Source organism: Egbenema bharatensis FJBBOT/2019, from assembly GCF_048077055.1.
In the GTDB taxonomy this organism is placed as follows: domain Bacteria; phylum Cyanobacteriota; class Cyanobacteriia; order Elainellales; family Elainellaceae; genus Egbenema; species Egbenema bharatensis.
This window is the reverse complement of the sequence record NZ_CP182236.1, coordinates 1,870,001-1,882,259: the sequence shown is the minus strand read 5'-3', so window position 1 is coordinate 1,882,259 and position 12,259 is coordinate 1,870,001. Positions and strand designations below refer to the sequence as shown.

General features: G+C 52.2%; 9 protein-coding genes (1 of these 9 only partly in view). 7 read left to right on the top strand and 2 right to left on the bottom strand.

The genetic code is table 11. The features are described 5' to 3' along the window. Positions 1–30: 30 nt before the first annotated feature. Complete coding sequence (locus tag ACM1PF_RS08795; protein WP_416674065.1) at positions 31–1,503, bottom strand: nucleoside transporter C-terminal domain-containing protein; 1,473 nt, start codon at positions 1,501–1,503, stop codon at positions 31–33. A 339-nt stretch (positions 1,504–1,842) separates the two neighbouring features. Between ACM1PF_RS08795 and ACM1PF_RS08790 the strand changes: the two genes are divergently transcribed. The 4 genes from ACM1PF_RS08790 to ACM1PF_RS08775 all read left to right on the top strand — a co-directional run bounded on the left by ACM1PF_RS08790 (position 1,843) and on the right by ACM1PF_RS08775 (position 6,488). Next, complete coding sequence (locus ACM1PF_RS08790; RefSeq protein WP_416674064.1) at positions 1,843–2,103, top strand: hypothetical protein; 261 nt, start codon at positions 1,843–1,845, stop codon at positions 2,101–2,103. Between the two features lie 62 nt (positions 2,104–2,165). Further along, positions 2,166–3,290 (top strand): ligand-binding sensor domain-containing protein, encoded by a 1,125-nt coding sequence (locus ACM1PF_RS08785; RefSeq protein ID WP_416674062.1) that lies wholly within the window; start codon positions 2,166–2,168, stop codon positions 3,288–3,290. A gap of 53 nt (positions 3,291–3,343) precedes the next feature. After that, positions 3,344–5,308, top strand: a complete 1,965-nt coding sequence (locus ACM1PF_RS08780; protein WP_416674060.1) for a protein kinase domain-containing protein — start codon at positions 3,344–3,346, stop codon at positions 5,306–5,308. Between the two features lie 109 nt (positions 5,309–5,417). Next, positions 5,418–6,488 (top strand): WD40 repeat domain-containing protein, encoded by a 1,071-nt coding sequence (locus tag ACM1PF_RS08775; protein ID WP_416674059.1) that lies wholly within the window; start codon positions 5,418–5,420, stop codon positions 6,486–6,488. A 41-nt stretch (positions 6,489–6,529) separates the two neighbouring features. Here the strand turns inward: ACM1PF_RS08775 and ACM1PF_RS08770 are convergent, their stop codons facing one another. Beyond that, the gene (locus tag ACM1PF_RS08770; protein WP_416676598.1) at positions 6,530–7,612 is read right to left on the bottom strand and encodes an ATP-dependent 6-phosphofructokinase; all 1,083 of its coding nucleotides are present in this window, start codon (positions 7,610–7,612) and stop codon (positions 6,530–6,532) included. Positions 7,613–7,945: 333 nt separating this feature from the next. On the opposite strand from ACM1PF_RS08770, the gene fbp reads away from it, so the two are divergent. From fbp to opcA, 3 genes are all read left to right on the top strand, one after another. Continuing rightward, entirely contained in the window at positions 7,946–9,016 is a 1,071-nt protein-coding gene (fbp, locus tag ACM1PF_RS08765; RefSeq protein WP_416674058.1) for a class 1 fructose-bisphosphatase, read from the top strand. Between the two features lie 324 nt (positions 9,017–9,340). After that, positions 9,341–10,870, top strand: a complete 1,530-nt coding sequence (gene zwf / locus ACM1PF_RS08760; protein ID WP_416674056.1) for a glucose-6-phosphate dehydrogenase — start codon at positions 9,341–9,343, stop codon at positions 10,868–10,870. 52 nt (positions 10,871–10,922) lie between these two features. After that, on the top strand, positions 10,923–12,259 hold the 5' portion of the coding sequence (opcA, locus tag ACM1PF_RS08755; RefSeq protein WP_416674055.1) for a glucose-6-phosphate dehydrogenase assembly protein OpcA. Its footprint extends 4 nt past the window's final position; 1,337 of the gene's 1,341 nt are visible here — the first part of the coding sequence; it begins with the start codon at positions 10,923–10,925; its stop codon lies beyond the right edge, outside the window.

Below are 12,259 nucleotides of genomic sequence, written 5' to 3'. Positions count from 1 at the left end.
GATTCGCCCCTACCGCACTCCCGACTCCTATCACGACTTTCCCAAAACCGCGATCGTATCTGCGCCAAAAATTCCTTCATAAAATCCGGCAATACAGCCCACCATGTAGGTCGCCAAAATTCCTGCCAGAAACGCCTTCCAGCAGAGTCCAATTACTTCATGACGACGAGATGGAACCAGGGCGATCGCTGCACCCACCACAATGCCCCAGTAAGCAAAGTGGGCAAATCCAGACAGGGTATAGGTGAGAATTAGCAACGCCCGATCGCCGACCCAACGATCGCCCACGCCGGAAACGCCGGAAACGATCGACTGATAGGGTAAAATTGCCGTTTCCAATAGCCTGCGACCGATCAGCACGGAAGACTGCCAGAGTTCACTCCAGTTCAGGGAAATTCCCGTCATGACTGTAAAGGGTAGGGAGAGAATGCCCAAAAGGTTGGGGAGCGAAATCACCCGAAACCAATTACCCAGCGGAGCCGGAAGGGTGGTCAACCAGTTGAGGAATCCATACAGCAAATACACAATCCCTAAAATCAGAATCAGCGCACCGACGATCGATATCGCAATTTTGACCCCCTCAACTGCCCCTGAAATCGCTGCTTCCGTAGGGCTGAGCCGTTCTGGGGCAATCTCCAATTCCCGCTCATCGGTAAACGCGCGTTCTGAAATGCCAGACTTAATGGCGCGATCGGGCGAGACAGGCCAGGCAGTAAAAGGAGTTTCCGTCTCTGGGATGAGAATTTTAGACAGGAGAAAGCAGGCGGGGACTCCCATCATGGTTGCAGCAACGAGGTGAGGCAGCACATTGGGAAAAATCGGTCTGAGAATACTGACATAGCTGGCTAGAGCAGCAGAGGAAGCCGTGCCAAAACAGCAGGCAAGAATCGCACACAACTCACTGCGGGTCATTTTTCTGAGGTAGGGACGGACGACGATCGCAGACTCAATGCCCACCAGGATATTAGCGGCTCCCCCCAGGATTTCTGCACCACTGAGTCGAATCAGGGGATAGGACACGCGGGTGACTAAATTGGTAATGAGTTGGAAGAGTCCAATCCGATAGAACAACGCGATTAACCCAGATAGAAACACCACGGCGGGCAAGGCGCGAAACGCAAAAATATACCCGACTCGAATGCCGCAAAACCCTGGAACCACCTGACCGATACTGTCCGTTGCACAACTCTCTGCTCCGGGCACCAGTGGCACTAGGAAAAACGAATCCTGTCCTGAAAAGGGCACAAACAGCCGCCCAAAGATAAACCTGGCTCCAGCATCAGCCGCCTCAAATACAATGCCTAACAATCCTGAAAGGGACTGCAAAATGCCCCACGCCAGGGGTACCAGAAACACCAGAGCGCCTACCCCAAACTGAACCGCCAGCCCCACAAGCACAATTCGCCAGGGAAAATATTTCGGGTCACGATTCTCTGAAAACAACCAGGCGATCGCACATAACCCAAAGATCCCAACCAGGGAAATTAAGTTGAGGAAACCCATAAGTCGAAGTCCTTACACGAGAACAGGGGCAGATCAGATAGAGGGCTGGAGGCGAGCGCAACTATTTCCCCTCTACAGAGAATAACTAAGAATTCAGGAATTGACGCAGTTGTGTTTTAAAACACCAAATTTTAAAAGAAGCACCGGGTTTTAATCAGGAAATTCCAGCGGTTATTGTAATTCTTAAACCTTTGCACCGCTTGTTTTGAAGAGATATTGCGGGAAATTTACTGTGGAATAGTTGAACCCACCCCTTGATTCTGCCTGCCTGTTTCCTTCCACTTTTATCCTTTATCCTTGAGAAGACACCTCCCTCCTTGAAGTTTAATCACGCACAGAATGGATGCCTTCGCTCTGACTCCTCCCGACTGGACTCGATCGGCAACGCATGCCCATGCCTTTGGTTGTCCTGCCTGTAAAGCATCGCCCCTGGAAGCCCATCAGGTCTGGATTAACCGTCGAGCACCCGTCTTTACCGAAGATCACCGTCGCAAATGGCAAGAGTTTTATCACTGCCAGTGTGGTACGGTCTGGTGGGCCTGGAGTAGCGATCGCCCGCCAACGGATTTAAAGACGCTGGGAATTTACGATGAGCTATAAACGACGAAAAAGCGATAAGCTTTGAGGCACAAATTTATCGTTGGTACCGATGAGGTGACTTCATGGCCTCTCCGTTGAATGCTTTTTTCCCAGTGCTTGGGGCTGCGATGGTTTTAACTCCCTTCGCCCCCCTTGCCCGAACGTGGCAAGTCTTTGTGCCCTTTTTTACGCCACCTCTCTCCGCAGTCGTTGTTCCTCCAGCAATTGACTCCCTAATCTTTCCGGAATCACTCAATTCAGCCTCACTCGCTCCAGAACCCTCGATCGCCCAGCAGTCTCCCGTAACGGAACCCGTGGTGGCTGACGATCGGGTTCCGGCCCTTCAGCGAGATGTGGGTGGCAACCTGTGGGTCGGTTCCTGGCAGGGTTTGGCGCATCTGGATCCCAACACAGGGCGGATTATTGCCCGCGTCAGCCTGCCCAACATTGTGATTGAATCCCTGACGGAAGATAAAGTCGGACGGATTTGGGTCGGCAGCTATGAAGGGTTGCAACGGGTGGATCCGCGGACCAATGAAGTGACAACCCGCAATTTTCTTCTGCCCTCTAACCGAGTTTTGTCAGTACTGGTCGATCGCCGGGGCTACCTCTGGGCAGGAACCGATCGCGGTTTGGTGCTCATTAGTCCCGATGAAGGGCTGATCATGACGACGCTGCAAGATTTGCCCGGAACCAGTGCCAATGCCATGACCCTGGATGCAGAGGGACAGCTTTGGGTGGGAACGCAGGACGGTTTGGTGCGAGTGGATACAGCCAGTGCCTTTATCCTGAGGCGATTTGAAGCGTTTCCGGGGGGAGCCATTCAGGATCTTGCCATTGGCCCTGATGACAATGTTTGGGCCGCGACACCGAACGGTTTATTTGTCATTGACCCGGAAACGGGGGATGTATTGCGATCGGTCACTGCGTTTCGGGGGCGGAACGTCACGGCTGTAAGGTTTGATAATGCCCGTAACCTCTGGGTTGGCACCACAAATGGGCTTTACTGGGTTAATTACTATAATGGGGCGATCGTGACGGAAGTGGCAGGTTTGCCCTCCAGCCGAGTCCTGTCCCTGTCCACCGATACCGGAAATAAAGTGTGGGTTGGGACGCGAGATGGGTTAGCATGGGTCAGCCTCCGTACCGGGCGAGCGACTCACCATAATATTTTTCGCAGCCGTGAGTTTGACGTAGACTCAAGGTAGCAGGGATAACAAATGGTATGGCGGCTGAAGCACTATCCAGGGTAGGCTGACTGATGATTGGGCATCTCATTGACAGACGATACCTCATCACACAACGTTTGAGTTCTGGCGGGTTTGGAGAAACCTATCTGGCACAGGACACTCGTTTTCCTGGAAATCCGCTTTGTGTCGTCAAACAGCTCAAGCCTGCCAGCAATAATCCGAAACATATTGCCAAAGCCCAACAACTTTTCAACCGGGAAGCGGAAGCTCTGGCTCAACTGGGTAGCGAGAAACAAATTCCGCGACTGCTGGCCTATTTCACCGAGGGGGAAGACTTTTATCTGGTTCAGGAATTCGTTGAAGGACATACCCTGGAAGCGGAACTCCAACCCGAACAGCGGTGGTTAGAAGAGCAGGTGATTCAACTGCTGCGAGAAGTCCTGAAAATCCTGGTGTATGTCCATGCTCAGGGGGTAATCCATCGAGATATTAAACCCGCCAACATCATGCGGCGACAGCAGGATAATTCTCTGGTGCTGATTGATTTTGGGGCGATTAAACAAGTGCGGATTCAGCCCGATGGTTCTGGTGAATTCAGCCTGGCGGCTCCTGGCACCCGGATTGGTACAGTGGGCTATATGCCTACGGAGCAGGCCCGAGGCAAACCGAGACCCTGTAGCGATATTTATGCATTGGGGATGATTGGGATTCAGGCGTTGACCGGGCTGTATCCCACCCAGCTAGAAGATGATAGTCAAACTGGGGAAATTCGCTGGCATCATTTGGTTAAAACCAGTCCAGGGTTGATTGAGGTGCTCGATCGCATGACGCGCTATCAGTTCCGCGATCGGTTTCAAACGGCGGCCGAAGCTCTGCAAGCTTTAGAGGAAACATTACAGAAAGCGCCTCCAGTTTCCGCTCCACTCCCCGTGGCTGACCCTACTTTAATTCCTGAACTGGTGCATGAGTTAACGCTGCAATGGGTGGAGGGTGGACAGGCTCACAGCCAGATCATTTCGCCGCAGCAACCGAGCCGACAAGCGGGACGAATTCGGATTGGGCGTGATCCGGTGCGCTGTGATATTGTGCTGTCGGATATTACGGTTTCGGGACTGCATGTTGAGATTTTTTTCAATACCCACGATCGCAGCTTCTATGTGCGCAATCTGCGAGAAACGAATCCACCTCTGGTTGATGGGCAACTCTTAACCTACGGAGAACGGCAACTCAGTCAGGGTAGCACCCTGCGGTTGGGACATATCGATCTCCATGTTTCCATGATTGTGTTGCGGCAATATCCGCCTGGGCAACTGCCTCTGAACGCCCAACTACCAACGCCAAAGCCGGAACCGCTGATTCCCACCGCCAAATCTGCGAATCCGGGAATTTATCCGGGGGTTCCCCATTCCCCCTCCTATCCGCCCGCATACCCTTCTCCACCCGACTTTGCCGCCCAACCGCTTGGTGTGTTGCCCCCCCAGCCATCTCAGCCGCCTCAGCCCCCCGCAGCTCACTCTACGGACGATCGGGCCAATGCCGGAAAAAACTTTTGGGCACTTTGGGTCTTAGCTACGGTGGTCAGTTTTGTGATGACCGGGTTTATGTTTCAGACGGGACGAGGCTTTTTAGATTTAACAGATCCCAGCTTCAACGGTGTGATCAACGCCATTATTGGATTGGTAATTGGCGCGGCTCAGTGGCTCGTGTTACAGATGGTGATCTCCCGATCGACCGGATGGATTTTGGCCAGCGGTGTGGGGCTATCCTTAGGAGCCTTTATTGGGCAGCCGTTTCCCCCCTTTGTGCGGGGTGGGGTCGTGGGCGGAATCTTGGGCCTCAGTCAATGGATGATTCTGCGCCAGAAACAATCGCGGGCAGCCTGGTGGATTCCGGTGCAAATGATTTGCTATGGCGGCATCTGGCTTTCCCCTGGAGCGATCGAGGGGTTGGTGCCTAGACTGATTGTGAATGCGCTAATTTATGGGGCGATTACGGGGGGAGCATTGCTTTGGATTGTTCGTAGGAGTGAGGAGTGAGGAGTGGGGAGTGAGGTTAGCTTTTTCTAGAGGCAATGGATCGGTGGGTCTTACCCAAATGGCGGATCGTGTACCTGAAAGTGAATTCTTGAGAGTGAATTGAGTTGCAATGTCTTCTAAGCCCAAGTCCAACGAGACGATCGTCCTATTGATGGCACTCCTGGCGACTGCTCTGGTGGGGGGTGGCTTATTTTGGCTGCTGCGATCGCAGTTCAATTTTGCGGATGCTGAATCCTCTCTCCGGGAATCCTCCGATGCCTCTATTGAAGCCACTGGATCGGCTGGCAATTGGAGTCGAATCGCCCTTGCTTTTACCCTGGAAGGCCATACGGATGAGGTGAATGCCCTGGCAATGAGTCCTGATGGTGCGGTGCTGGCCAGTGGCGGAGACGATCGCAGAATTAAGCTATGGGATTTGGTGAGTGGACAGGAACTGCAAACCCTGACTGGGCATGATGATTGGATCTATTCCCTTGCGTTTACGCCGGATGGTAGTATCCTGGCGAGTGGTAGCAAAGACAGCACCATTAAACTGTGGGATGTCGCAACTGGAACCGAAATTACGACACTGCAAGGGCATCGGGATTTCGTCAACTCCATTGTGGTCAGCCCCAATGGTGAAACCCTGGTGAGCGGTAGTTACGATCACAGCGTCAAGCTTTGGGATATGGACAGTAGGCAGGAGCGGCAAACCCTGCGGGGGCACAGGGGGATTGTGCTGGCCGTTGCCGTGAGCCAGGATAGCCGATTGCTGGCGACCAGTGGCGTGGATCAAACCATCCTGATCTGGGAGCTGGAGACGGGGCAACGGCTGCGTACCCTCCAAAGTAATGCCAGTGATATCAATGCCCTGTCCTTTAGCCCGGATGGACAACACCTGGTGAGCGGCAGCGATCAAAATGGCATTGCAATGTGGAATTTAGAGACGGGGGAAGCCATCCATCGGTTTGGGGAAGAAGGGGGGCAGGTCTTCACAGTCAGTATGAGTGGAGATGGAGAAACGATCGCCAGTGGTCATGCCGATCAAACTGTGAAGTTGTGGAACCGGGACGGACAACTCCTTCGCAGCCTGAAGGGCCATTCAGGTTCGGTTTATGCTGTTTTGCTTAGCCCAATCGGGGAAACCCTGGTCAGCAGTAGTGAGGATAGGACGGTGAAGGTCTGGAGAGTTTTGCCTTAAGCGATTTCACCTCTGCAACGGCTGACAGGGAACAGGAGAAACTACGACCCCAGACAAATACCCAATCCCCTCGCAGTCTTGACCCATGTTCCATTTGGATCAACGGTGCTGTACTGCTGAATCGCTGACTCAATCGGAACACTGACAATTTGCCGGTTTTGCCAGGTCACCATTTGATCAAATTTACCTTCGGCAATCAAATCAACCGCAGCGACTCCAAAAGCAGCAGCCGTCAGGCGATCGAGCGGTGAGGGAATTCCCCCTCGCTGAATGTGCCCCAGTACCGTAACGCGGGTTTCAGCGCCGCTACAGGTTGAAATTCGATCGGCCAGATAATGGCCAATCCCACCCAATCGTTGTTCACCCTGGCACTGCACCTGGGTAATGGATTCTCCGGTTTCCGTCCGAACCGCTTCCGCCACCACCATCAAGCAAAAGTTTTGTCCGCGCTGTTGGCGTTCCTCAATTTTTTCACAAATTTTTTCAATGCTATAGGGAATTTCAGGAATCAAAATTACATCGGCTCCCCCCGCAATTCCCGCACTGAGGGCAATGTGTCCGGCATCTCGCCCCATGACCTCCAGAATCATGACGCGGGAATGGCTGGCGGCTGTGAAGTGCAGCCGATCGAGGGCTTCGGTGGCAATATTGACTGCCGTATCAAACCCGATCGCGCGTTCCGTTGCCCCCACATCATTGTCAATGGTTTTGGGAATGCCAACCAGATTCCAGTTTCCCTGCTGGGCCAGCCGCCGCAGAATCGCCATGCTGCCATCCCCTCCAATGCCGATGATGGCATCTAAACCCAGTAGATGATAGCCTGCAACAATTTCCGCCGATCGATCGACCAGAGTGCCGTCGGGCATGGGAAAGGCAAACGGATTTCCCTTATTGGTCGTACCCAGCACGGTTCCGCCGACCGTCAATAGCGAATCCACCTGGGGAATGTCCAGTATGACCACATCCATAGGACGCTGCATTAACCCCTGGGTAGCACGGCAAATGCCAATGACTTCCCAATCGTAGGCAGATACGGCCCGATGAACCACCGCCCGAATCACGGCATTCAATCCGGCACAATCTCCCCCACTCGTCAAAATCCCAATGCGCCGTTGTCCTCCCATATTGCCTCCCGGATCGCTGAATGCTGCCGACCTGATCATCATCGTTTATTACAATCGATACATATTATCTGCCTGATAGGGATGGCTGTGCTCGTCCTCGCACGGATTCTTCAAATTTAATGGGACGATCGCCAAGTTTTGTATCGTTTCGTGTTGATTTAATTGCAGTTTGTTGATCCGGGCTTCATGTTAAAGCTTTTCCCATCAACCCATCATTCATGGTGCCTGTGATTCGTTCACAATTCCGAAGATGAGCTAAAGCTCAGGCAGCTTCCAAAAATGCCTCCCTATTATAGGAAGGGAAGGGCAGATGATAACGGAAGGATAAGTTATATGACTGAAATTGAGCAACCGTTAGCTATCGATCGGCAATATGTGCTCGATCGAGACTGCACCACGCTTTCTCGCCATGTATTGCAACAACTTCAGAGTTTCTCCGCCGATGCCCAAGACTTGAGTGCTCTGATGAATCGGATTGCGTTGGCCGCGAAACTAATTGCCCGTCGTCTCACTAGAGCTGGATTGGTGGAAGATGCTCTGGGTTTTACGGGGCGAACCAACGTTCAGGGTGAATCCGTCAAAAGAATGGATGTGTATGCCAACGAAGTGTTCATCTCTGTGTTTGAGCAAAGCGGTCTGGTTTGCCGTCTAGCCTCTGAAGAGATGGACAAACCTCACTACATTCCAGAGAATTGTCCGGTGGGTCGCTACACTCTGCTTTATGACCCGATCGATGGCTCCTCCAATGTGGACATTAATTTGAATGTGGGATCCATTTTTTCGATTCGGCGGCAGGAAGGAGAAGATTTGGACGGCTCGGCTCAGGACTTATTGCAAGATGGGCGCAGGCAACTTGCGGCAGGCTATGTACTGTATGGCCCCAGCACCATGTTGGTGTATTCCCTGGGGCGAGGGGTGCACGCCTTTACTCTGGATCCTAGCCTCGGTGAATTTATTCTATCGAGCGAGAATGTGCAAATCCCTGAGCACGGCCCGGTCTATAGCGTCAATGAAGGAAACTTCTGGCAATGGGAAGATTCCATTCGCAACTACATTCGCTATGTTCATCGACATGAGGGCTATACAGCTCGCTATAGCGGCGCATTGGTGGGGGACATCCACCGAATTCTGTTCCAGGGTGGTGTGTTCCTTTATCCTGGCACGGTGAAAAAGCCAGAGGGCAAACTGCGTTTACTCTATGAATCCGCTCCCCTGGCCTTCTTGATGGAACAAGCTGGAGGTCGAGCGACTACCGGAATTCAGGAAGTTCTGGATGTAATCCCTGATCAGCTCCACGCCCGCACTCCGCTGGTGATTGGTAGCAAAGAGGATGTAGCTCTGGTCGAATCCTTCATCCAAGACCATTTACGGGAACAGCAAGAAGCCGTTGCCTCCAGAAGTTAGCCAGAACTGAGTCTGGTTCACCCCCTTTAACACTCGTTTAATCTCGATCGCCTATGCTAGACCCACCTCTCAATTCGTAGGAATCACTACAGCCAAACCCCCAAAGGCCGTTCTAGGTTAGGGGCTAGAATCGATCGCTCTCATCACGATTTTGATTTCATCAATTTCTCCGTTTATCGATCAGGTTCACCCACTCAGTTCTCACTTCTAGTCCCTTTCCTTTTTCTTTCCCCTTCTCCCTGGCAAAAGGGTTCGGCAAAGCTCACCTGAGCTGCTTCCGGATGAAGCCTACTCCCTATCCCTACTCTCTAACTTTCCCCAAACATGATCAATCTAGTTGAAAATCCTCTCCGCGTTGGTTTACAACAAGATCGCGTTCCAGAACCTCAGATTCTTGTGATTTTTGGGGCCTCTGGTGATCTCACGCAGCGCAAACTGGTTCCCGCGCTCTACCAAATGAAGCTAGAACGCCGCCTGCCTCCCGAACTGACGATCGTGGGGGTTGCTCGTCGAGAATGGAGCCACGATTACTTCCGTGAGCACATGCGGGAAGGCATCGAGCAATTTGGTGGTGGATTAGGTAAGGAAGAAATTTGGCAGAGTTTTGCTAAGGGGTTATTTTACTTCTCAGCAGATATTGATAACTCGGAAGGCTATCAAAAACTCAAGGCCTTTCTAGAGGAGTTGGATGAAGCAAGGGGAACTCGCGGCAATCGAGTGTTTTACCTGGCTGTGGCTCCACGCTTTTTCCCAGAAGCCATTCGGCAGCTTGGTGATGCTGAGATGTTACCGGATCCGGCTAAACAGCGTTTGGTGATTGAAAAACCCTTTGGGCGTGATCTCACCTCTGCCCAATCGCTCAACCAGGTGGTGAAGCAGACCTGCGATGAAAACCAGGTTTACCGAATTGATCATTATCTGGGGAAAGAAACGGTTCAAAACCTGATGGTATTCCGCTTTGCTAATGCCATTTTTGAACCGCTATGGAATCGCCAGTTTGTCGATCACATTCAGATTACCGTGGCGGAAAAGGTGGGGCTGGAGGGACGGGCTGGATACTACGAAACCTCTGGGGCGTTGCGAGATATGGTGCAAAACCACCTGATGCAGCTATTTTGTCTAACGGCAATGGAGCCGCCAAACTCCCTGGATGCCAACAGTATCCGCAATGAAAAAGTAAAAGTACTGCAAGCCACCCGTCTGGCTGATACCGAACGAATCGATATGGCGGCCATTCGCGGCCAATACACCGCAGGATGGCGAGATGGCAAGATGGTTCCGGGCTATCGGGAAGAGGAGGGAGCCAGTCCTGATTCCATCACTCCAACCTATGCAGCCGTGAAGCTTTACATTGACAACTGGCGGTGGAAGGGGGTGCCGATCTATCTGCGAACGGGCAAGCGAATGCCCAAAAAGGTGTCGGAGATTGCGATTCAATTTAAGGAAGTCCCATTTTTGATGTTCCAATCTGCCTCAAGGCAGGCCAATCCCAATGTACTGGCAATGCGGATTCAGCCGGATGAAGGAATTGCCATGCGCTTTGAGGTGAAGACTCCCGGAACCTCTCTACGGACGCGATCGGTGGAAATGGATTTCCGCTACGATACCGCTTTTGGTCAGGCGAATACAGATGCCTATGCCCGTTTACTAGTGGACTGTATGCTAGGCGATCCAACGCTGTTTACTCGTGGTGATGAAGTGGAGGCTTCGTGGCGAATTCTGACTCCGCTACTCAACACCTGGGAATCTCCAGCCCCTCCCGAATCAATTCCCCTCTACGAAGCTGGAACGTGGGGCCCGATCGAAGCGGAATTATTACTCAACCGAGATGGCCATCGTTGGCGCAGACTTTAGGCAATGACGCAGATTAAACGCAAATTCTATTCTTAATAACCCATCCATGCCCATGACTACGACACCACTTGTTACCCTACAACAACCTAAGGATATTTCCGTCAGCGAAATTGAGGCGGAACTGAGCCAGATCTGGCATAGCCAAAACAGCGAAAAGGGCACACCCGGAGCGGTTCGGGCCTCTACTTTCAGTATGGTAGTGTACGAGCCAGAGGAGTTCCAGCGATTGTTGGCCGTGTTGGGTTTTTACAAGGAAGCGATCGATGGAGTGAATGGTTCAGCCACAAAGGAAGCGGTGCGCTCCGCGCAGAAAGCATACGGATTGCGGCTAACCGGACGAGTAGACACCGAAACGCTGGCTCGACTCCGCAAGGAAGCGGCAGAATTACCCCCCGAACAGTTGAAGTATTCCAACATGGACAATCGGGGTTACAGCATCAGCGAGGCGATCGCAGTGCAAAATCCCTGCCGCATTGTCACGCTCTGTCCTGAATTTGGCAAAGATGAAGGAGTAACGGCTCAAGTATCTGCCTACTGTCCGATCGAGAAGACCACCTCTGGCGGTAGCCTGATTTGCTGCGAGTACATCACCCTGCGGGGAACGAAGGATGCTCTCAATCGAGTCGGGAATACCGTTACCTCTCTAATGATTCCAGGCTTGCCCAAATTTGTCTGGTGGAAAGCCACGCCGAACCTGGAGCAAGAGCTGTTCAACCAGCTGAAGGATAGCTGTAACTGCATCATCCTGGATTCCTCCTTCTTCAGTGATCCGGAGTCAGAATTCCTCAAAATTCAACAGCTCATTGAAGCCGATACCTATGTTGCCGATCTAAACTGGCATCGTCTATCTGCCTGGCAAGAACTCACTGCCGCTGCCTTTGACCCCCCAGAACGGCGATCGTCCTTAGGGGAAATCGATCGAATTTCCATCGATTACGAAAAGGGAAATGCTGCCCAAGCCTTAATGTATTTAGGTTGGTTCGCTAGCCGTCTAGAGTGGGAACCTGTCTCCTACCAAGAAACGGGGGGCGATTATGACCTGAAGCACATTTACTTCAAAGGTTCCAATGGGATTGACATTGAAGCTGAACTGGCGGCAATTCCCACAGCCGACGCAGGTGAAATCATCGGAGACTTAACCGGACTGCGTCTCAGTTCTACCAATCTAAATGCAGACTGCTGCACCATTCTCTGCTCTGAAACCACGGGCTGCATGCGGATGGAAGCAGGTGGCAGTGCCCAAAGCTGCCGAACTGAACAGGTTACAGCCACAAGTGATCAGAAGGCAGAATTTTTACTCAGTCAGCAGTTGCAACGTTGGGGACGAGACCCACTCTATGAAGAAAGCATGGCAGTGATCGCCCAAATCTTAGAACTGAAGAAGCGAGG

Coding starts and splice junctions, on each gene's coding strand:
- ACM1PF_RS08795 (WP_416674065.1), bottom strand. CDS start 1,503: ATGGGTTTCCTCAACTTAATTTCCCTGGTTGGGATCTTTGGGTTATGT.
- ACM1PF_RS08790 (WP_416674064.1), top strand. CDS start 1,843: ATGGATGCCTTCGCTCTGACTCCTCCCGACTGGACTCGATCGGCAACG.
- ACM1PF_RS08785 (WP_416674062.1), top strand. CDS start 2,166: ATGGCCTCTCCGTTGAATGCTTTTTTCCCAGTGCTTGGGGCTGCGATG.
- ACM1PF_RS08780 (WP_416674060.1), top strand. CDS start 3,344: ATGATTGGGCATCTCATTGACAGACGATACCTCATCACACAACGTTTG.
- ACM1PF_RS08775 (WP_416674059.1), top strand. CDS start 5,418: ATGTCTTCTAAGCCCAAGTCCAACGAGACGATCGTCCTATTGATGGCA.
- ACM1PF_RS08770 (WP_416676598.1), bottom strand. CDS start 7,612: ATGGGAGGACAACGGCGCATTGGGATTTTGACGAGTGGGGGAGATTGT.
- fbp (WP_416674058.1), top strand. CDS start 7,946: ATGACTGAAATTGAGCAACCGTTAGCTATCGATCGGCAATATGTGCTC.
- zwf (WP_416674056.1), top strand. CDS start 9,341: ATGATCAATCTAGTTGAAAATCCTCTCCGCGTTGGTTTACAACAAGAT.